Source organism: Leisingera sp. M523, from assembly GCF_025141335.1.
Lineage (GTDB): Bacteria > Pseudomonadota > Alphaproteobacteria > Rhodobacterales > Rhodobacteraceae > Leisingera.
Genome location: NZ_CP081036.1, coordinates 281,261 through 301,122, shown reverse-complemented (window position 1 = coordinate 301,122; position 19,862 = coordinate 281,261). Strand labels below are relative to the sequence as shown.

At 57.8% G+C, this 19,862-nt stretch carries 21 protein-coding genes and 3 pseudogenes; 12 read left to right on the top strand and 12 right to left on the bottom strand.

The annotated features are described in order from the left end of the window. Positions 1 to 98 precede the first annotated feature (98 nt). Positions 99 to 1,014, top strand: a pseudogene (locus tag K3557_RS01465) (IS5 family transposase); the annotation flags it as partial. Positions 1,015 to 1,071: 57 nt separating this feature from the next. Continuing rightward, positions 1,072 to 1,569 (top strand): DMT family transporter, encoded by a 498-nt coding sequence (locus K3557_RS01460; RefSeq protein ID WP_259999521.1) that lies wholly within the window; start codon positions 1,072 to 1,074, stop codon positions 1,567 to 1,569. 710 nt (positions 1,570 to 2,279) lie between these two features. Here the strand turns inward: K3557_RS01460 and K3557_RS01455 are convergent. Next, complete coding sequence (locus K3557_RS01455; protein ID WP_076616393.1) at positions 2,280 to 2,516, bottom strand: hypothetical protein; 237 nt, start codon at positions 2,514 to 2,516, stop codon at positions 2,280 to 2,282. 150 nt (positions 2,517 to 2,666) lie between these two features. Between K3557_RS01455 and K3557_RS01450 the strand changes: the two genes are divergently transcribed. Continuing rightward, positions 2,667 to 3,401 carry a Crp/Fnr family transcriptional regulator gene (locus K3557_RS01450; RefSeq protein WP_259997207.1) on the top strand — a complete coding sequence of 245 codons (735 nt, stop codon included), beginning with the start codon at positions 2,667 to 2,669 and terminating at the stop codon, positions 3,399 to 3,401. A 57-nt stretch (positions 3,402 to 3,458) separates the two neighbouring features. Here K3557_RS01450 and K3557_RS01445 read toward each other — a convergent pair whose 3' ends face one another. After that, positions 3,459 to 3,647 carry a hypothetical protein gene (locus tag K3557_RS01445; protein ID WP_259990714.1) on the bottom strand — a complete coding sequence of 63 codons (189 nt, stop codon included), beginning with the start codon at positions 3,645 to 3,647 and terminating at the stop codon, positions 3,459 to 3,461. 526 nt (positions 3,648 to 4,173) lie between these two features. Between K3557_RS01445 and K3557_RS01440 the strand changes: the two genes are divergently transcribed. The 6 genes from K3557_RS01440 to K3557_RS01415 all read left to right on the top strand — a co-directional run bounded on the left by K3557_RS01440 (position 4,174) and on the right by K3557_RS01415 (position 8,773). Continuing rightward, a complete protein-coding gene (locus tag K3557_RS01440) occupies positions 4,174 to 4,440 on the top strand; it encodes a hypothetical protein (RefSeq protein WP_259997204.1) in 267 nt (88 codons plus the stop codon). Positions 4,441 to 4,485: 45 nt separating this feature from the next. Further along, the gene (locus K3557_RS01435) at positions 4,486 to 4,839 is read left to right on the top strand and encodes a hypothetical protein (protein WP_014875288.1); all 354 of its coding nucleotides are present in this window, start codon (positions 4,486 to 4,488) and stop codon (positions 4,837 to 4,839) included. After that, a complete protein-coding gene (locus K3557_RS01430; protein WP_259997187.1) occupies positions 4,829 to 5,584 on the top strand; it encodes a hypothetical protein in 756 nt (251 codons plus the stop codon). The genes K3557_RS01435 and K3557_RS01430 overlap by 11 nt, the downstream gene beginning before the upstream one ends. A gap of 46 nt (positions 5,585 to 5,630) precedes the next feature. Continuing rightward, a complete protein-coding gene (locus K3557_RS01425) occupies positions 5,631 to 6,866 on the top strand; it encodes a DUF1611 domain-containing protein (protein ID WP_259997184.1) in 1,236 nt (411 codons plus the stop codon). After that, positions 6,863 to 7,984, top strand: coding sequence for an alanine/ornithine racemase family PLP-dependent enzyme (locus tag K3557_RS01420; protein WP_259997183.1), 1,122 nt, complete (start codon positions 6,863 to 6,865; stop codon positions 7,982 to 7,984). The genes K3557_RS01425 and K3557_RS01420 overlap by 4 nt, the downstream gene beginning before the upstream one ends. 378 nt (positions 7,985 to 8,362) lie before the next feature. Continuing rightward, a complete protein-coding gene (locus tag K3557_RS01415; RefSeq protein WP_259997182.1) occupies positions 8,363 to 8,773 on the top strand; it encodes a hypothetical protein in 411 nt (136 codons plus the stop codon). A gap of 772 nt (positions 8,774 to 9,545) precedes the next feature. Here K3557_RS01415 and K3557_RS01410 read toward each other — a convergent pair. Together K3557_RS01410 and K3557_RS01405 are read right to left on the bottom strand one after the other, a co-directional pair. Further along, a pseudogene (locus K3557_RS01410) lies at positions 9,546 to 10,824 on the bottom strand (IS91 family transposase). A gap of 13 nt (positions 10,825 to 10,837) precedes the next feature. Then, positions 10,838 to 11,281, bottom strand: a pseudogene (locus K3557_RS01405) (tyrosine-type recombinase/integrase); the annotation flags it as partial. Here K3557_RS01405 and K3557_RS01400 point away from each other — a divergent pair. Further along, complete coding sequence (locus tag K3557_RS01400) at positions 11,222 to 11,887, top strand: RtcB family protein (protein WP_259997181.1); 666 nt, start codon at positions 11,222 to 11,224, stop codon at positions 11,885 to 11,887. The pseudogene K3557_RS01405 and the gene K3557_RS01400 overlap by 60 nt on opposite strands. Further along, positions 11,884 to 12,519, top strand: a complete 636-nt coding sequence (locus tag K3557_RS01395; protein WP_259997176.1) for a peptide chain release factor-like protein — start codon at positions 11,884 to 11,886, stop codon at positions 12,517 to 12,519. The genes K3557_RS01400 and K3557_RS01395 overlap by 4 nt, the downstream gene beginning before the upstream one ends. Before the next feature lie 376 nt (positions 12,520 to 12,895). Here K3557_RS01395 and K3557_RS01390 read toward each other — a convergent pair whose 3' ends face one another. From K3557_RS01390 to K3557_RS01370, 5 genes are read right to left on the bottom strand one after another with little or no spacing between them, the layout of a single operon-like run. After that, on the bottom strand, positions 12,896 to 13,465 hold the full coding sequence (locus K3557_RS01390; protein ID WP_259997175.1) for a hemerythrin domain-containing protein: 570 nt from the start codon (positions 13,463 to 13,465) through the stop codon (positions 12,896 to 12,898). A gap of 17 nt (positions 13,466 to 13,482) precedes the next feature. After that, complete coding sequence (locus tag K3557_RS01385; RefSeq protein WP_259997174.1) at positions 13,483 to 14,025, bottom strand: antibiotic biosynthesis monooxygenase; 543 nt, start codon at positions 14,023 to 14,025, stop codon at positions 13,483 to 13,485. Beyond that, a complete protein-coding gene (locus K3557_RS01380) occupies positions 14,022 to 14,957 on the bottom strand; it encodes a glutathione S-transferase family protein (RefSeq protein WP_259997172.1) in 936 nt (311 codons plus the stop codon). The genes K3557_RS01385 and K3557_RS01380 overlap by 4 nt, the downstream gene beginning before the upstream one ends. A 56-nt stretch (positions 14,958 to 15,013) precedes the next feature. Further along, positions 15,014 to 15,652, bottom strand: coding sequence for an isochorismatase family protein (locus K3557_RS01375; RefSeq protein ID WP_259993023.1), 639 nt, complete (start codon positions 15,650 to 15,652; stop codon positions 15,014 to 15,016). Between the two features lie 30 nt (positions 15,653 to 15,682). Next, positions 15,683 to 16,375 (bottom strand): pirin family protein, encoded by a 693-nt coding sequence (locus K3557_RS01370; RefSeq protein ID WP_259997171.1) that lies wholly within the window; start codon positions 16,373 to 16,375, stop codon positions 15,683 to 15,685. A gap of 97 nt (positions 16,376 to 16,472) precedes the next feature. On the opposite strand from K3557_RS01370, the gene K3557_RS01365 reads away from it, so the two are divergent. After that, entirely contained in the window at positions 16,473 to 17,369 is an 897-nt protein-coding gene (locus K3557_RS01365) for a LysR family transcriptional regulator (protein ID WP_259997161.1), read from the top strand. A gap of 89 nt (positions 17,370 to 17,458) precedes the next feature. On the opposite strand, the gene K3557_RS01360 is transcribed toward K3557_RS01365, so the two are convergent. The 3 genes from K3557_RS01360 to K3557_RS01350 form a co-directional block, all read right to left on the bottom strand. Continuing rightward, positions 17,459 to 18,091, bottom strand: coding sequence for a tyrosine-type recombinase/integrase (locus K3557_RS01360; RefSeq protein ID WP_259997158.1), 633 nt, complete (start codon positions 18,089 to 18,091; stop codon positions 17,459 to 17,461). 252 nt (positions 18,092 to 18,343) lie between these two features. Further along, a complete protein-coding gene (locus K3557_RS01355) occupies positions 18,344 to 18,835 on the bottom strand; it encodes a very short patch repair endonuclease (RefSeq protein WP_259997154.1) in 492 nt (163 codons plus the stop codon). 39 nt (positions 18,836 to 18,874) lie between these two features. Continuing rightward, on the bottom strand, positions 18,875 to 19,804 hold the full coding sequence (locus tag K3557_RS01350) for a DMT family transporter (RefSeq protein ID WP_259997151.1): 930 nt from the start codon (positions 19,802 to 19,804) through the stop codon (positions 18,875 to 18,877). Positions 19,805 to 19,862: the final 58 nt, after the last annotated feature.

Genomic DNA, 19,862 nt, shown 5'->3' with positions numbered 1-19,862 from the left:
AACTGGCTACTATCATGATGAGTGACCAGCAGGGCGTTGTTGCAGAACTCTGAGTTCTAAGGATTCACATCACGAATCCATGCGGTTAGACGGGGCAGATGAGCAAGCCCGCACCTGCCCGCTACCGTACGACGAATTGGTCCAGCTACAACGATGCGCTCAGAAAGCACGGGTCGCTTCTGATCTGGTTGGACGAAGAGATGACCTGGCTCGCGCCGCATGATGGCAGCCCCGGTCGCCCTGCGGTTTTCTCGGATGCGGCAATCCAGTTCTGCCTGTCGATCAAGGTTCTGTTCAAGCTGCCTCTCCGGCAGACCGTCGGGATGGTCACCAGCCTTTTGCACCTGGCGGGTCTGGACTGGCCCGTTCCGGATTTCTCTACGCTGTGCCGCCGACAGAGTGAGATGGGACCGTGGCCCCAGTGGGGCCGCGTAAGCCCATAGAACGCTGGCCGTCCAGATCCCATATCGCCGCGCCGATGGGCCGCTGAACCTGCTTGTGGACAGCACCGGGATCAAGTTCCTTGGCGATGGTGAGTGGCAGGCCCGCAAGCACGGCCCTCAGGGGCGGCGCCAATGGCTGCCCGGCAGTTGATTGCAGAGCAATCAATGAGAGGGGCGCAAGGTTCATCTTGCGATGGACGCTGCCACGTCTGACATCCGTGCCGTCGAATTCACCTCCATGCTTCTGCTGCTTGCCGCAGTATGGGGTGGGTCGTTCTTTTTTGGCGAAGTTGCCTTGTCAGAAGTGCCGCCATTCACAATCACCCTTCACAGGGTGTTTTGGGCTGTTCCGCTCCTTGCCCTCATCGTTCGCTTCAAAGGATTGCGTATTCCCTTGTCCCCAAAGGTTTGGGGCGCTTATCTCGTCATGGGGGCTCTCAACAATGCTATTCCATTCTCGCTGATCTTTTGGGGGCAGACGCAGATCAACAGCGGGCTGGCATCAATTTTGAATGCAACGACGGCAATGTTCGCTGCAGTTGTCGCAGGGCTGTTGCTCAAGGATGAACCGCTGACGCCGAAGAAGATTGCAGGGGCCACGCTGGGTATCGCAGGGGTGGCATTCATCATGGGGCCAAGTGCGGTGACTGAATTCAATCCCGGAAATCTAGCGCAACTCGCAATCCTGGGTGCCACTCTGTCTTATGCTTTTGCGGGAGTTTGGGGAAGAACAGCACTGTCCAACCAGCCCCCGCTGGTAAACGCATTTGGCATGCTGGCTGGCAGCACAGCTCTCATGGTCCCAGTTGTTTTTGTCGTTGATGGGCCTCCGAGTTTTGACCTATCCCCAAGTATTTGGGGGGCACTTCTGGGTATGGCTGCTCTCTCCACTGCACTGGCCTACGTCCTTTATTTTGCAATTCTAGCACGAGCAGGGGCAGCCAATTTACTTTTGGTCACCCTGCTGATTCCGCCCTTTGCTATCGGGCTTGGCGTAATGTTCCTCGGTGAACGGATGGAGCCCGAAGCCTGGATAGGGTTTGCCATTATTGCTTTGGGTTTTGCTGTTACAGACGGACGATTGTTTTCCCGCTTTTTCCGTCGAAAGCCGCAGCAAGCTGAATAAAGGCGGTGTATTTGAAGCGGCCAAGCTAGCCCTTCCTGAGTGGCGAGATCCCCCGCCACAACTTAGCCCGGCCTTGCGTCGGGTTCTTTTCTGCAGCCCGAGCGTGTCCCAACGGTTGAAGACTGGTTCAAACACGATGGTGGCAGCAAGTAGCTTTATAGCCCGATTATAGGAAACTGCGCAAAGCTTGCAATGTCAGGCTCCTGCGTAAAGCAGCCACGGTAGCTTGCCTGGGCTGCACCTGCAGTGAATGACAACTCCGTCCCGCGCCTCGATCCTTCCCTGGTAAATTATTGCTGCAACGTCGACCAATGGCGGCTTTGAACGCGGCGAGGCAGCGCGTACTTTTCTGCATCTGCGGTATCCGGTATGCTGCGAGCGCGCGCAGCGAATAAATCAAACTCACAGTATGGGCTCAGAGCCGACTTGCGGCGATGCGGCAGCTGGGTTGCAGCGAAACCTCACCGGAACCCTCCCGACAGATGGCACAAGCAGCCCAAAGCGGTCACAGACAAGTGGTGCCGCACCGACGATGCTGCTGGTGCGAAATTTCATGGTCAATTTCCCGGAAGCGGACGCTCGGCAGGGCCGAGCTGCTTCACGGGATGCTGCGGGTTGCACCGGGGGCAGCGGAGCGCAGGAAGCAGGCTTTGCAAAGCATTGATCGCTTCCCGATTTCAGTCCTTCGCGCCGCTTGCCGGGAGTCGCGATCACGGCCGCCGGACAGAGTTTCCGTTGGCGATGATCTGATTGATCAAAGCGGCGGCTGCCTTGTGAGCTGCGACGTCTGCATCCGTACCGGCGGCATTTTCATGTGAGGCTGCAGCGTCACGGAGGATTCCGGTGATTTCATGCTCCGGCATCACTTGGAGGTCATTCATGGCAAGCAGCAGCGCCTCGCAAATTGATAAGGCGGCCATTCCAGCCTTGTCGGAATACTCAGGCATCCTGCATTTTCCTTTCTTGCATTGCATATCAAGCCAATGTGGCAGACTGGTGATCAAGGGCATCTTTGCAGAAAACGGAGTATGCTGGACTGATCGAGAGCAGCCCTGTCCTGGGGACGTTCCGAAATGCTGTGTCTGTCCGGGGGGGCCATGAACGCCATCAAAAATAGCCCGTTTACAAGAAAGCTATCAGCTTTTGCCATATTGTCAGAAGATGAGCTTGCCGTGCTGGAGCGTTTGCACCAGCGCCGCAGAACGTTTGCTGCCGGGAGCGATCTTGTGCATCAGGGGCAGCCGGAACAAGCTGCCTATATTCTGTCCTCCGGCTGGGCCTGCTCCTATAAAATTCAGCAGGAGGGATCGCGCCAGATCGTTGACTTCCAGATTCCGGGTGATTTTCTGGGATTGCGCAGCGTTCTTCTGCGCACCTCTGACCATAGCATTGAACCTATCGTGGAGATCGAAGCTGCCGAAGTTTTGGCGAAAGACCTTCTTGGGGCATTTGCCGATACCCCAAGGCTGGCGGCAGCCATACTGTGGGCCGCGTCCCGGGACGAAGCAATGGTGGTTGAGCATCTTGTGGGACTTGGGCGCCGTGATGCGGATGCCCGAATGGCGCATTTCCTGCTGGAACTGGGTGCAAGGCTGGCTCTTGTCGGGATGGGAAGCAAGGCGGGCTACGCCTGCCCGTTAACGCAATACCATCTGGCCGACGCGCTGGGACTGACCGCAGTTCATGTGAATCGTGTGCTGCGCCAACTGCGGGAACGAGACCTGGTCACTTTCCGCGACGGTTATGTGAAGTTCGGCAGTTTTGACCGCCTGGTGACACTGGCGGATTTCGATCCGGGATATCTGGATCAGGCTGGGCCGCTTCTGAAATGAAGCGGCCGCCCTCGGGTGAAACCTGGGCGGTCGGAAAACCAGTCCGGAATAAGACGGCTACACCAGGGCTAGTTTTGCCGCATCAAGCTCCTTGTACATTTCAGCATCGTTTTCCTCGCTCTGCGCCAGCTCGGCCAGCCGGTAATGCTTCCAGGCAGTATCTTTCTGCGGCCCGGCAGGAGCCCTTTCGCAGGCAGCTCTCACAGAGGCCAGCTTTATGGACAGCTCTCTTGTTTCAGGTGTCATTCGATTGTCCTTTCCTTGGCGCCCGCGGAAAAAGAAGCGCGAACTGCACGCAGAGCCAAATTAGGCCGGCACATCCTCGGCGCTTCTTTGCATTCGTAATACTCACGCTGGGAAATGCGCGGCCAATCTGGAATGCTTAGCTGGGTCCCGATCAGTGCGCACTGACCTAGGTTAGCTAGCGGCGCTGCGTTGCGGACGCTTGTCAAAGATCAGCTTCATCCATCAGCGCAAGGCGCGGCCGATTGAGGCTGGGCAGCGTATCACCATAAGACTTCAGCGAGCGTTATTCTCTGGCTCTGATCAGCGGCTGAGCAGCACCAGCCTCTCCGGTTGATCAAAACCACACATAGAACCGCCGAAGCTGGAAAAACGTCAGGCGCTAACATCGATCAGCACGTGCCCATTCCTTTCACCTTAAAGTCTTTGATGACACTCAGCGTCGCCGTGATCTCGCGCAACAGGTTACGAGGCGCCCCGCGGCAGCAGCTGCAAGCAGCCGCCATACAGGACATCAATGAGAATCAGGATGAACACACGGTCGTCCAGACTGATGGTGACGTTTTCCCATCCGTTTGCCTTAGCCGGCTACGCTGACGAACTTCCTGCGGGTGGGTACGAAGTTATCGTGGAAGAGGAGCTTATTCAGGGGCTCAGCTTCGAGGCTTACCGAACCACAGCAACCTACCTGCTGGTCCATGGCAGGGGCGGCCGCGCGGGGCGGACCGAACTGCGCCTGATCACTCAGAAGGATTTGGAAACGGCGCTGAACCGCGACAGCGGATTTGACACATAACTGCAATCATAGCGAGGCGGCGCTTTCTCCGCAGGAGGACTAGAAATGACTTATCCCGAATGGCTGAAACCCGGCGTTTACGGTGCCTTGATTGGCGCGGTTTCTATTACTATTGCCGGTTTTTCCTGGGGCGGCTGGGTGACAGGAGGTCATGCAGAGGCAATGGCGAGCACCAGATCCCATGACGAACTGATTGCAGCCTTGGTGCCAGTGTGCGTCAACATGGCCAAGACAGACACCGACCGGATCGCCAAGCTGGCGTCTATCCAGGAAACGATGTCCTTCAAACGCCGGGACGCGGTTATCGCAACGGGCTGGGCAACAGTTCCGGGCGCTGAAACGCCAAACCGTGATCTGGCGCAGGCTTGTCTGGCCGGGCTGGAATTAGATGCATCGTAATCTTCTTCCACCAATACCGATTCTTCGCGCCAACGCGGAGAACTTCAGCCGGGTGATGGAATTAAGACGTTTTCTGCACTCAATGATCAAACGCCTTATTGTGGTGTTCGGTCTGCTGGCAGCCTTCATTCAACCTGCATTTTCAGAGACGGTTGCTCTTTCAGTGCCAGAGAATGCACATAAAAGCAGTTACGGTGATGGCTGGGAATGCAACCGGTCTTACCGGGCGGTCGGCAGCGCCTGCATAGCCGTCGTCGTTCCGCAAAATGCCTACCCCACACACAGAAGCTATGGTCCCGGGTGGGAATGCTCACACGGGTTCATTGAGGCCGAAGGGGCGTCCTGTGCTAAAGTGTTTGTGCCCGAAGGCGGGTATCTTGCCCCCTCAGGAACTCGGTGGAACTGCCTGCGCGGTTATAGAAAGATTGACGATTTCTGCCAGAAAATAGTTCTGCCGCCTGACGCCTATCTGACCAACAGCACACACGGGCCAAGCTGGCTTTGCGACCGCGGTTTCGAAGCTAAAGGCGGTGCCTGCGCAGTTATCGAAGTTCCAGAACACGCCTTCCTGAATGCGTCGGCTTATGGCCGGCAGTGGAAATGCGAGCGCGGCTACGCAGTGTCGGGTGACCACTGTACCCTGATTGAACTGCCGGAAAATGCACATCTTGCCAGGACGGGTAACCGTTGGGAGTGCAACAAGAATTTTCAGCAGAAGAAAGGCCGCTGTGTTCTGAACAACTAGGCGCCGCACCTCCGGCTGCCGGCTTGGCAGCATCAATACCTGCGTCATGGACACCAACGCCCTGAACGCGGGCCTCTCAGAAGGAAATTCCATGGAAACCGCAGTCAAAGCGGGAAGGCCGGTATGGCAAAATGCCAGCGGTCCGCAACTACGATTATCTGAACGCTCTCAGAAACCTGGCGGTCCCGCCGCCGCTCGCCCGCCCACCGCAGTCGTGTATTGCGAAGGGAATTTCGCACGTATCGACGGCAAGACAGCAAACGGGCTTGTCCGGCACTCACAAGCCTATCGCATACTCTCGGTGGTCGACAGTGATCACGCAGGAGGTGACAGCGGGCAGATCCTTGATGGCGCCCCGAACCACATTCCAGTCTTTGACGATCTTGAAACGGCAGTTACTCACGAGGCAGTCATTCCTGACACGCTGATCTATGGGATGGCTCCGTCAGACGGAAAACTGTCGGCAGATGACCGCCGTGTTGTGCTGGATGCAGTATCTTTAGGGATGAACATCGTCAGCGGGCTGCATGAATACCTCAGTGACGATCCGGAGATCGCCTTGGCAGCCAAATCGCGCAACGTCTCCCTTCGCGATATCCGCAAACCGCGGAGCAGCAAGGACATGCGTCTGTTTGACGGCAGTGTCGCGAATGTGAAGGCAATCCGTATTGCTTTACTGGGAACTGATTGTGCGATTGGTAAGCGGACGACGGCAACGCTTCTCACCCGCGAACTGAATGCGCAAGGGATCAGGACTGTTCTGGTTGGCACCGGCCAGACCGGCCTGATGCAGGGGGCCAAATACGGCGTGGCAATGGACGCGGTGCCGCCGCAATTCTGCTGCGGGGAACTTGAAGGGGCCATTGTCGCGGCATCCGAAGGTGAACAGCCAGATGTCATTCTGATCGAAGGCCAGGGCGCACTCAGCCATCCGGCATTCTGCACGTCTGCATTCATTCTGCGCGGCAGCCAGCCGGACGCGGTGATCCTTCAGCACGCACCCATGCGGGCGCACCGTTGCGACTTTCCGAACATGGCAATGCCTGATCCCGGTGACGAGATCGCTTTGATTGAAGCCTTCGCGAACACAAAGGTGATCGGCGTGACACTCAATCACGAGGGGATGACGGAAGCCGGACTCACTGCCGCGATCAAGGAACATGCCGGCAACCTGGGCCTTCCTGTCAGCGATGCCCTCAGCCGCCCCGCGGCGCATCTTGCCGAAATTGTCCTGTCCGCATACCCCCGGTTGCGGCCAATGCCTGTTGCGGCAGCGTTATGACCGCACCGCGTATCAAAATTGACCTGCACAAAATCCGCGACAACACGCGATGTCTTGTTGAGCGTCTGAAACCGCGCGGAATTACCGTCACAGGGGTCACAAAAGGCGTGTGCGGTCATCCTGGCATTGCAAGGGCGATGCTGGACGGCGGCGCGATCGGATTGGCAGATGCGCGGCTTGCCAATGTAAGACGCATGCGCAAAGCAGGGCTGATCTGTCCGATCCTGATGATCCGGACCCCAATGCTGAGCCAGGCCGGGCAAATCGTCGAAACTTGTGAAGCAAGCTGCAATACAGAGACCAGCGTTATCGCGAAACTTGCCGCTGCGGCCTTGCGCAGAGGCATTCGTCACGAGATAATTCTGATGGTGGAAATGGGGGATGGGCGGGAAGGCATCATGCCCGAGGATCTGACGGATGCTGCCCTTCACGTCACCAGGACGCCGGGTGTGCTTCTCAAAGGTATTGGCGCAAATTTCGCCTGTCTGGCTGGTGCAGCCCCCACCTCCGGGATGATGGCGGCACTCTCAACCCTTGCTGATGACATTGAGCAGGTGTGCGGACCCTTCGCCGAAGTGGTTTCCGGGGGCAGTTCCGCAAACTTGCCCTGGGCTCTTGATGGCGAACCCGCAGACCGGATCAACAATTTGCGCTTAGGCGAGGCCATCCTGCTGGGCACTGACCCTGTTTCGGGGCACCCGATCAGCGGGCTTCATACAGATGCTTTCACGCTGCTGGCTGAGGTGATCGAGACGAAAATCAAATCAAAGCCGGTACCGCTGAAATTATCCGACCCGGCCCTCTCGGCGCTGAGCCTGGTGCCAGGCAATCATTGGACAACCCGCTCGATCCTGGCCCTCGGGCTGCAAGACACCGACCCTGCAGGGCTGACCTTTCCAGCGGCTGTGACCTTTGCCGGTGCGACCAGCGATCACATTGTGGTTGAGACGACCAATTGCCCCCTTCGCATCGGCAGCGAGATGTCGTTGAAAATGAGCTACAGCGCCCTTGTGCGCGCCATGGCAGCCCCCGATGTTTCGAAGGTTCTACACGGAAACAGAACATTGACAGAAGGTGCCGCCGGTAGCCGCAATGACCGGCTTCCTGAGTTTTTTTGATCCTGGCGTTTCCTTAACAGCGTTGCTCCAAACCGCGATCAGAGGCCTCCTTCTGCGGCGTTCCGTAGTAAATGGTGCAGTGAATGCCTATATTGGTTTCAGTTGCGCATCTTTCCGTGCCTCGCCGCTGGCATGAAAATGGCTCCGGCCGTCAGGCGATCGCAACATCTCTCTCAAAGACCGGATGGCTCCTGTGGCGGCCTTGCCGGAACCAAAGCCCTCTGCAACTTTGAAAGCTGTGGCGGACTTCGGGCGTCTTTCAAAACCCCAGAAACGCCCAATCCTGCCGCTTGGAGGTCAGGGGAACATTCAAGCGGCGGAGACATACACGCTATGGGTCGCGCAAATACAGCTCAGCAGCAGAGGAGAGATAAATTAATGGATCAGCTCAGCAGCAGGACCGTCGCAGTATTTTCCCGATCCTTCACCTTGCCGGGTTTTGATGAGGCACTCCCCGCTGGTGAATATGATATTGAAACCGAATTATCCGCGCCTCCTGACCACCTGGATCCTCAAGCCTGGAAGGCTTCGGTTCTGGTGCATCTGCATCCCCGGAAATCACACCCTGGTCTGGCGAGGAGCCTGACCGTTTCATTGGCGGATCTCGACAGCGCCCGGGCCAAGGACAAGCTTTCTGGAAAAGAGCTGTCGGCGTTCCTTTTCGAGGAAATGCTTGCCGATCCGATGGTGCGCCTTGTTATGCAATCCGACGGTGTCTCCGAAGCTCAGATCCGGCACCTTTACTCTGGTTTGGGAATATCAGAGCCGGATGGCGAACGGCATGACTAGCAGTTTGAGTACAGACGGCAAAAGGAGCGGCTCTTAATGATGGAGGCAGGCCAATCATGACCAATACCGGCCAAAATGAAGTATTCGTGGCTCCGGCCCGCGAAGACGTGCCGCGGGAGCGCCAGTGCCTTCGCTGCAACACCGCGTTCTGGAGTGAAGGGTTCGGTGAGCGGATCTGCCGACGCTGCAAAGCATCGAATGCATGGCGCAACGCCGTTCCAGTAAGGTCCGGTTCACCTCGCCGTCACTGAATGCTCCAGTTAATGACAGCCTCCTTGTGCTTGCTTCGGGCTTTGTGGGGAAAGGTGAAGGTCTGCTTCGACGATTTCGGGGCGACTATTAGGCGTCTGCTTTGGGCTGGCTGGCGTCATCTGGCCGCTTGGATCTGGTGCGAAATCGCTGCAACACTGCCGCCGCGACGCCGCTGCCGGCTTCGATGAAGATTTTTCGACGCGGGCCATTGCGAGCGGCTTCAGCTGGGCGTGAGTGTGGCCCGCGTTGACAAACCTCTCAGGGAGGAAGCCGCGGGGTCTGGTTGCGGCCTATGGGGAAAGAGTGCTGTCCGCTGAGCTTGTGACTGGTAGGGATGCGCCCGCTCGGAGGATGAGGGCCACCGATTCCAGTTTCGGCCAGAGGGTTTGACCTGGATTTGATCCAGATCGAAGCCGTTTTGCGCCGTCCTTGCAACTTTCCGGACCGCTCCTGACGGGCGGGCTCGGCCGGTGTTGCTGAAGCAACCGGTGAGCGGTGGATGGGATGATCGGGCACTCGGTCATGCGGCCTGTTTCCTCGGTGGAGCGCGAGATTGCGGAACCTCGCCGCGCCGGAAAGTCTCCACGATGCGCATCGGCCCGCCGCAATCGGGGCATGGCTCTCGCAGGGTGAGCGGGACGATCTCGACCGAGGGTGCGTGTTCCTGCCTGGTCGTTTCCGCGCCCAGCAACGTGCGGATCTTCGCGATGCTGGTCTTGCGGGCGGCACTTGCCAACAAGCCGTAGTGCCGGATGCGGTGGAAGCCATCCATTGCCCGGCAGGCGATTTGGCGGCGCCAAATCTGCCGAGAGGGGGGAGCACATGGATCAGGAACCGGCGGATGAACTCGCCCGTGGACAGGCGCATAACCTTCATCCTGTCGCCGCGCTTGATGCGGTAATCTTTCCAGCGGAAAGCCACGGTGTCGGCATCGGCGCTGATCAGGCGGCTGTTCGAGATCGCCACCCGGTGGGTGTATCGGCTGAGATAGGCCAGCACCGCCTCTGGTCCGCCGAAGGGCGGTTTGGCATAGACCACCCATTCGGCCTTGCGCAGCGGTGCCAGCCAGGCTGCGAAAGCGCTGGCGTCGGTCAATCCGGCGAGGTCGCCGAAGAAGGAGAGCCGCCCGGCGCGGTGTAAGTTGCTCAGGCCCTCAAGGAACAGCCGCCGAAACAGACGCGACAACACCCGCACATGCAGGAGGAACCCTGGTTTGCAGCCAATCCAACGGGTGCCGTCCAGCGAGAGCCCGCCACCTGGGACGATCATGTGGATGTGGGGATGGTGCGTCATCGCTGATCCCCAGGTATGAAGCACGCTGGTCATTCCGACACGAGCACCGAGGCGCTTGGGATCGGCGGCGATAGTCATCACTGTTTCCGCAGAAGCGCGGAACAGCAGTCCATAAACCGCCCGCTTGTTCCAGTAGGCGATGCGGGCGATCTCGGCCGGGAGCGTGAACACCACATGGAAATACTCCACAGGCAGCAGGTCATCTGCCCGCGCCGCCATCCAGTCGCGCGCGGCCGGTCCCTGGCATTTGGGACAATGCCGGTTCTTGCAGCTGTTGTACGCGATATGCTGGTGTCCACACTTGGTACAGGCCGCCACATGTCCGCCGAGCGCCTCCGTTCGGCAGGCCTCGATCGCCCCCTCTCGGGATCTTGCTTTGCAAGACCCTGCCGGGCAGTGGACATCACCTTGAGCTGGCTCAGGCTGACATGCCCCTCATTGGCCCGCCTGAAAGCGGGGCCATGAGACCTGAAGATGTCCGCAATCTCCAGCGCGTGCCGTGGCACGCCAATCGCTCCGTCAGGTCACATCTCGCATATGTTCATACGGGCTGGCGACATTGCGCAACGTCTTGGTCGCCACGTGGGTGTATCGCGCCGTCGTGGTCAGCTTGGCGTGGCCGAGGAGCACCTGGATCACCCGCACGTCCGTATCGGCCTCCAGCAGATGCGTGGCAAAGCTATGCCTGAGCGAGTGCAGCGTGGCAGGCTTCTTGATCCCAGCCATGCGCTTGGCCGAGTTGAAGGCCCGATTCAAGGATCGGGGCGACATGGGCTCAACCCGGCTCTGGCCGGGGAATAACCATCCCTGAGGACGTGCCTCGCGCCAGTAGTCCCGCAGCAGCTCCAGCAACGACGGCGACAGCATCACGTCGCGATCTTTGCCGCCCTTGCCGCGCTCAACATGGATCAGCATCCGGTCGCTGTCGATGTCTCGCACCTTGAGATTGCTTACCTCGGGCGCGGCGCCGGGATTTTTCAAGGGCTGGATGACAGCTGGAAACAGGGCTTCGCTGCAGGAAGGGATGCGGCGGCGCACTATCTCGCCCTTCATGATGCGGCAATCCGCTGGGCGCGCGTGAATCGGGCGCTGATTGCCTCCTCTGCGTCTGAAGCGCTTGGTTGTGAGGCCCGGCTGATCTGCGACACGGTGCATAATCACGTCGTGCCGCATTCAGTTGGCTGGCTGCATCGCAAAGGGGCAGCTTGCCCGGAAGGGGGTCTCGTTCCGCTCGCAGGGTCGCGCGAAGCGCCGAGCTATCTTCTGGAGGTGCCGGATACCGTACCCGAGGCGCTTGGCTCCGTCTCTCATGGGGCTGGCAGGAAGTATGACCGGTCCTCCATGCATGGGCGGATCCGCAAGACCCGCTCTGATCTGGCAGCCCTGACCCGCACCCGTTTCGGCGGGCGCGTCATTTGCGGAGACCGCGATCTTCTGCTGGAAGAAGCCGGCCAGGCCTACAAAGATCCGGAACAGGTACTGCAGAATCTGGCAGGCTTTGGGATCGCAAACGCGGTGGCGCGTCTTCTGCCGCTTGTCACCTTCAAGACGACGGGAGGTGCGGCATGAGCGGCAGGGAAGCCCTTCTCTTGTCCAGCGGCAATGGTCCGGGTGAATGCCGTCAGGCTGTGGGCCATCTGTTGTCCTGGCTGGGGGCAAAAGCCGCGCAATACGCTATGGAACTCGATGTCGCGATAAGGGACGCCACGCACGGCCCCGCCTCAGCGGTGGTGATCCTGAGCGGCGCTCGGGCTTCAGAATTGGCGTGCACTGTCGAAGGTACCATCCTTTGGCGGTGCCAGAGCGAGCTGCGCCCCAGGCACAAACGGAAGAACTGGTTTGTGCAGATTTTCCGCACACCTGCGGCCACTGATGCAGTGCGGATTGATCCGGCCTCCGTTGAAATGCAGGCCATTCGCGCGGGAGGCCCTGGCGGCCAGCACCAGAACAAGACGTCGAGCGCGATCAGGGCGCGCTGGACCAGCGCCGATGGGCAAGTCTACGCCGTCGTCGTGCGCGACACCCGCTCTCAACACCAGAACCGCCGTCTGGCGATGGAACGGCTGGCCGCCCTGGCCGCAGCCGAGAAGGCAGAAGCCGATGTTACCCGCAAGGGCGAAACCTGGGCGCTCCACGGACAACTTCAACGCGGTGAGCCGCGCTGGATCTTTGAAGGGAGGCAATTCAAAGTGGTGAAATGACAGAAGGGGCAGCGTTTTGCTGCCCCTCCATCTGCTGAATGCACAACTCTTCCAGCCCATTTCCAGCCTTGGTAAAAGCACCCTGATGCTGCGGTTGCAGCCCGCAATCCGGCCATTCGCTGCGAGCGCAAATTCAAGAGCAACTCAGACTCACACTTCGCCGGACAAAACTGCCTTTCGCTCACGCGGCTATTGCTGGCGCAGCATATGCTCGCAAGTGCGGCAGGTTGGTCGCTGCGATGCAGCCGATGTCGCCAGAACGGTCATTGAAAGCAAATCTGAGGGCGAAAATCCGAACCGTCCTTTCGCTGCGCAGCTGGTCGACAAGCGAGACGCGGACGGTGCCGACCTTCACATAAGCGAGCTCAATGACCACTTATCCATGCCGCAAAAAAATTGGGATAATGACTTCTTCTTCATCCCAGATATGGCGGTTGAGGATATTTTCCAATGCTTGGCCACCCTTATGCAAGCCTGCCAGTTGGTCGCGTGTGACCACGGGATCGTTTAGCTGGGTCAGTGCTGCTTGCGTGCCATCCAGTGCCGCATCCAATACCTTGTGATCGCCATCCAACAAAGAAAACCCACGGTTTAGTTCGGGGTACATCAATCCAAATTGAGGGAAGTAACCATGGTCTTCGATCTCATGGTGATGATGCGCAAATCCGATCAGGTTCTTGGCAAACGGCAGCAAATTCATTTGTGCGACTGCCTCACCGACATCACTGGCAGGCACGTCCAGAAGCCGCTCAATCCCACGCGACAGCTGTGCAGCGCCATCCAGCAGGTTGCGATGGATCGACTTAAAGAAGCTTGCTTTGCCACCAAAACGCGGGTGATCTTCCCACTCGGATCGTGTGCTTTCCAACAAAGTCTCTTTTACCGAGGACGGAAGCGCTTTGCGCTTGCTGACATGATACTCAGGCAGATCATAATCGAGGAGCATTTTCGCAGCTTTCTGAATTATCTTGCCATCAGCCAAGGACGCAGCACTTTACTGAGCCACGGCATAATAGGCCACGTTAAGAGCGCAGACAGAACAATCACGATGATCAAGACCTGAAGAAACTGCGGCAAGCCACCAATGATGGGTGAACTCAGCGCCATCAAAAGCATCAACATCGGGTAGACGGCAGCGGCGCTCATGGCCGTGCGCTTCCATGCTGGTGGCAAATGTGGGGCCGATCCCTCCGCATGATCCACCCACATCCCTAAACCAATGGCCTGCACATGCTGCGCGGGGCCACCTGTAATGGCTTCGATCTGGGTCAACTTCTCGCGAATGGCTGGGTTTTTCCGCCACTGCGTCACAGCGGCTTCATCAGACCACCGCGACAGCACTGTGTACTCGACCTGATGCGGGCGGCTGTGCCGCACGGTATCGACTGACAAGAAGCCGTTCTGGGCTTCGAACAATCGGTGCAGTTCTTCGACAAGCGCCTCGTAGCGAGCCTTGGCCTCCATTGGGACATGGTCCGTTACCGCCAATGTTACTGAATCGCTCATAGCACCAGCTCCGGTCCAGCAGGCACAATGCCGCTTGGATTTACACCGCGCAGGCTCGCCCAATAATGGGTCTTGATCTGATCGAACTTCACCGTGTCGGCGACATCGCCATGCTCATAGAGTTTCTTGCGCAGAGCCGAGAGATTTGGGTAATCCGCAATCCGTCGAATGTTGCATTTGAAAAGCGCGACATAGACCTGATCGAAGCGGATCAGCGTTGTGAACAACCGCCAGTCGGCTTCGGTCAACTGACCACCCACTAGATAGCCGCTGCCTTCTAACCGCGCCTCAACCGTGTCCAGCGCCGAGAACAGATCGGTGACTGCTTCTTCATATGCATTCTGCGTTCCGGCAAACCCGCAACGGTAAACGCCATTGTTGATCTTGCTGTAAACGAGGTCATTCACCTCGTCGATTTCCGCCAGAAGTGCCTCAGGTGCAAAATCGGTGTCATTGCCTGCAACGCCTACGAAAGCCGAGTTCAGCATTCGCGCAATCTCAGCGGATTCATTGCTGACAATGGTGTTTAGCTTTTTGTCCCACAAGACCGGAACACTGACACGGCCAGTGTATGTGGGGTCGGCGAGTGTATAGATTTCATGCAGATACCTCTTGCCGGAAAGGTGGTCGGGGAAGCCACCATCAGCATCGGTGAACTCCCAGCCGTCTTGGTTGACGATGGGGGCAACGGGCGAGACAGAAATCGCGTCTTCCAGTCCTTTCAGGCTGCGCATGATCAATGTGCGGTGCGCCCAAGGACAGGCATAACAAACATAGAGGTGATATCGGCCCACTTCGGGCGCAAACTTCGCACCGGGTTCAGTCGATATCCAGTTTCGGAAGTCGGTTTCCTGACGGCGATAATGCCCATCCTTTGAGGCCAGAATGTCGCTCTCGCGGGTCCATACGCCATCAATCAATCTACCAGCCATCATGACCTCCCGGTTGGGTGCCCCAGCAGCATGAGCCACTGGGGTCTTTGTTTCTTTTATTCAGCAGAGTCTTGCTGGGCTTGCTGCGCAAGGTAGCTCTCATAAACGAGACCGTAAGCCGTGTGTCCGCCCAGAACGCCACCAAGCGGATAGCCTTGGTTGGAGCGCCAGTCGTCCATAACCTCGGCCAGGACAGAGGCCCATGTTGTGACTTTCACACCGGCCTGGCTCATCCGCAGCATGGCGGCATCACGGGTCACTTCATCCCATGTTCCTGAGGCGTCAACGACGGCATAGACGTCGTAACCTTCGGCAACCGCCGACAACGCAGGAAACAGCAGGCAAACATCCGTGACAATGCCCGCCATGATGACCTTCTTGCGACCAGTCGCCTCGATTGCAGCTTTGAATTCTGGCGACTTCCACGCGTTGATTTCGCCAGCACGGTTGATCACGGTATCGCCAAGCACGTTGGTGATGTCCGACAGGATCGGTCCATTGGGACCTTCCGACAAGGATGCAGTCACAACCGAAGGAATGCCTGCGGTTTTAGCCATGTTGGTCAGACCGTTGATGTTCTTGCGCAGGGTTTCAGGCTGAATGTCACGCACACTGGCGAGCAAACCAGTTTGGTGATCAATCATCGCCAACACAGCGTTATCTGGTGTCAGGAATTCTGAAAATTTGTCAGACATGGGAGTGTCCTTTCGGTTGGGTTGGGGAGGTTAGGCCAGCGTGCCGACTAGAATGAATTGAACGTCGGTCGTGGCTGTGAAGGTGCCATTGGCACCACGGATCAGATCGCCACCGGTCAGATCCGTTGTTTCAAATTGTCCATCGCCTTTGGCGACATAGGCCAAGTAAGGAGCTGTCAGTTCGATGCTCTGCCCTGCGGTAAGCATGGCCACGTCGATGGTGGTTTTGGCCGAGAAGGACTGCGTGTGGTCAGGCAAACCGCCATAAATACGAACTGTCTCACCCCAAGCTGGGCTGAATTTTTTGTACCCGGCTGGCTCGCCTTTCACTTCGGGCATGACCCAAAGTTGAAGCATCCGGTTCTTGGTATCATCGGGATTCACTTCGTTATGTTTGAACCCTTCGCCGCCAGCCCGTTGGACCTGTGCGTCGTTGGTGTCGAGCGATCCGCCGTGTTCCAAAGACCCCTGATGCGCGACGCGGCCTTCCACCATGACAGAGATCACATCGATCTCTTTGTGTGGATGCATGGTTGTTTCACCTTTGGGATTAAACCGCGCATCAGCCAGATAAACAAAGTTACCGATGCCATCCCAGGCATCTGGATTGGCGCGGTCACCCCAGAGCTTTTTGCCGGTTACAAGACGGTGTTCCTTCAAGCCCGCGAAGCCGCCTTCCGTTAGCGTATCGCGGTGCAGAATTTCCAAACTTTGCGATGTCATAGCGTGTCCAATCAAGCGTGTTGCATTGCTTGGTCAGAATATGAGACTATTCCGTTTGTGGATCAATTGAGCAAAAAGGCAAAAGAAAGTTCTAAAAATGGAACATAGAGACTTAAACGATTTGGCCGTTTTTGCAGCCATTGCGCAGGCTGGTAGCATTACGGGTGCTGCCAAAAAGATGAAGCTTCCGAAGTCGAACGTCAGCCGCAGGCTTTCTCGGTTGGAAGACCGCCTCGGTGTTCGATTGATCGAGCGCAACACCCGCAGCAGTCGGCTGACGTCGATTGGTATACGTTACGCCGATTACTGTCGTTTGATGGTAGAAGAAGCCAATGCTGCCGACGCTGTTGTTGAGACAAGTCTGGGAGAACCGGCAGGGGAACTGAGGGTGTCAGCCTCGGTACTGGTCGGACAGCAAATCATTGCGCCAGCGATAGCGGCCTATGGTCAGCAGTTCCCCAAAGTTCAAGTCATCCTGGAATTGACGAACATGAGGGCAAACCTGATTGAGGATGGCTTTGATCTTGCATTCCGCATTGGTGAAAAGCCGGATTCCTCGATGATGTCACAAGCCATTGGGACGTTTCCTTTTGGTCTCTATGCCAGCCCCGGCTACTTGCGCAGTTCGGGCAACCCTCAGCTGCCCAGGGATTTGCAGCACCATCGGTGCTTGATAATGCGCAGCGGGTTCAAAACCTCCCGGTGGAAACTACAGCGAGACGGAGAAGTCATAGATTTCGCGGCCAATGGGGATGTCGTCGTTAACGACTTTCTAACCCTTCGAAACCTGGCTATCGCAGGCGGCGGTATCGCGATGCTTCCGGCCTATGCTGTACACGCAGAGTGCGCCTCCAGCCTTCTTTCTGCTGTCCTACCAAATTGGAGTGCTTCAAGTGTGCCTCTGTCGGCAATCTATCCGAGCCGTCGCGGCGCGACGCTCAAACAAAGGGCTTTTATCGACCATGTAAGACAAGCTGCGGAGAACTTGGCTTGATTAAGGATTGTGGCGGCAAAACCGACATTGATGCAGAACGCAGGTCCGGTCCGGATTGGCGAACGGCAAGTGCCGCCCGCCAACGTGGTTCAAATGTCGATTTGCTCGGCGATGCTCAGTGCATCTTCCAGCTCAACGCCAAGGTAGCGCACGGTGCTGTCCACTTTGGTGTGACCAAGGAGCAGCTGAACTGCGCGAAGATTGCCGGTCTTTCGGTAAATTTCGGTCCCTTTCGTCCTGCGAAGCGAATGGGTGCCGTACCCGCTCGGTTCTAAACCAATCGCCGTCACCCAGTCGCGGACGAGCCGACCGTACTGGCGCGTCGAGATGTGCGGGCGGTCATGGAACCGACTCGGGAACATGCACCGGCACGCAAACATCTCGGGCGACTTGACACAAGCCAGGACAGTTTCGCGCGTGTTTTGCGTCAGTTCGAATTGAACGGGCCGCTTGGTTTTGCTCTGGATCACAGAAACTCGCTCCCGCACGCGGTCATCTTTGACCAGATCAGCAACCGCCAGTTTCACCAGATCACATCCTCGCAGTTTGCTGTCGATAGCCACGTTGAAAAGCGCAAGATCGCGCAGGTTGCCCGACAGTTCGAGCCGCGCACGGATCGCCCAGACCTGTTTCGGCAACAGTGGTCGTTTCTGGCCCATGATCCGGCCCTTGTTCCAGGCTCTTCGTTTCGGGGTGACAGCAGGAAGTTGGACTCTTGGCATAGTGCGCCCTCCAATCCTCCCGCCAAACCCAGACATCAGCACCGTGCTGACACCTGAATTTTACAGGCAGTTTGAATGGCCGTTGTCAGGTCGCCTGTTCTTTGGGACACGCCGCAGACGCATTCGGCAGCTGCGAGCCCATTAGTAACGATTGCTGCACGTCGCACGAATGTCTGTTGTTAAAAAAATCTGGGACGAATTCGTCGGGTTTTGCTTCTCGTCTGCGGTACTTTCGAATGAGACGGTCAGTTTTCAACGTTCATTTTTTTCTGTCGATATTGACTCAGCCAGTAAGCCACGCAAATCCAGTTCCGCAGTTTCAGACTTCAGCCAGGCGGTGCAGCTTTCGCCAATCTCGTCCGGTTGCATTCGTGTTCGGCCCATCAAAGCGCACTCCCAGACGGTCGCAATCCGCCATCCACTCTCGATAAGGGCAGCCCGCTGTTTCGCATCGCGCTCGCGGTTGCGGGTGATCTTCTGTTGCCAGAAGTCCCGCCGGGACCTGGGCATGCTGAACAGGTGACAATCGTGGCCATGCCAGAAACAGCCGTGAACGAAGAGAACCGCACGGTGTTTTGGGAAAACTAGGTCCGGCTTGCCGGGCAAGTCCCGGCGGTGAAGGCGAAAGCGCAGCCCTCGCCTGTGCAGGCTTGAGCGGATCGCAAGCTCGGGTTTGGTGTCCTTGCCCTTGATGCTCGCCATGATCTTGCTGCGGACGGCAGTCGATACGCGGTCGGCACACATTGGGTCGGCCTCCGTTTAATGAGGGAATGGCGCGGGGCGCTACGGCCTGGCTCTGCGCTTTCCGAGAAGCATCGCCAGCACTCGACCGTCGGTGATGATCAGGCCGATAGCGATCAGGCCGAACCCCCAGAGCGCCTCCGTGCCCAGCCTCTCGCCAAGGAACGAGTAGCTCAGGCCGACGGCGATCGGTGGGATCAGCAGGGTGACCAGCATCAGGTTGGCCGAACCCGCCCGAACGAGGATCTCGAAATAGAGAAGGTAGGCCACCGCCGTTGACAGCAGCGAGACAGCAAGGAGCGAGGCCCAGACCTCCATAGAGAGCGCAAATGATGGGAGACCCTCGCTGTAGAACGCGACCGGCACCATCAGGATTGTGCTGCCTACCAGCATACCGAAAGCGTTCATCACCGGCGGGTACCCGGAAAGGAATTTCTTTCCCCAGACACCGGCGAATGCATAGGACAGTGCTGCGCCCAGTATCGCGATCTGCGCCAGGTTGCGCAGGTCGAAGTTCGTCAATGCATCGAGGCCCATGATAGCGGCCACACCGAACACACCGAAAAGGGCACCGACAATCTTGCGCGGGATCAGCGGCTCATCCACCAGGAAGATGCCGGCAACGACTGCCCCGAACACGGCCGTCGTCCCGTTCAGGATGGAGGCAAGGCCGCTTTCGATGCTCACCTGCCCCCAGAAGATCAGGGAAAAGGGGATGGCGTTGTTCAGCGCGCCCATCACCAGGTAACAGAGCCAGGCCTTCACTGACCTCGGGATCCTCAAACCCTTCCACAGGACGACCATGTACAGCGCCGGAACCGCCCAGAAGATGCGATGCAGCGCGACCGTTAGAGGCGGAACTTCCCTCAGGGCAATCTCAGCGAAGAAAAACGATCCGCCCCACACAGCCGCCAGTGCAAGCAGCAGCGACCCGGAAACCATATTGAGGGTGGGTACGGATTTGGCAGTCATGGTTTTTTCCTTTGATTTTCTTAGTTCTCATTCAACCATAGCTATGTTTCCGAACAAC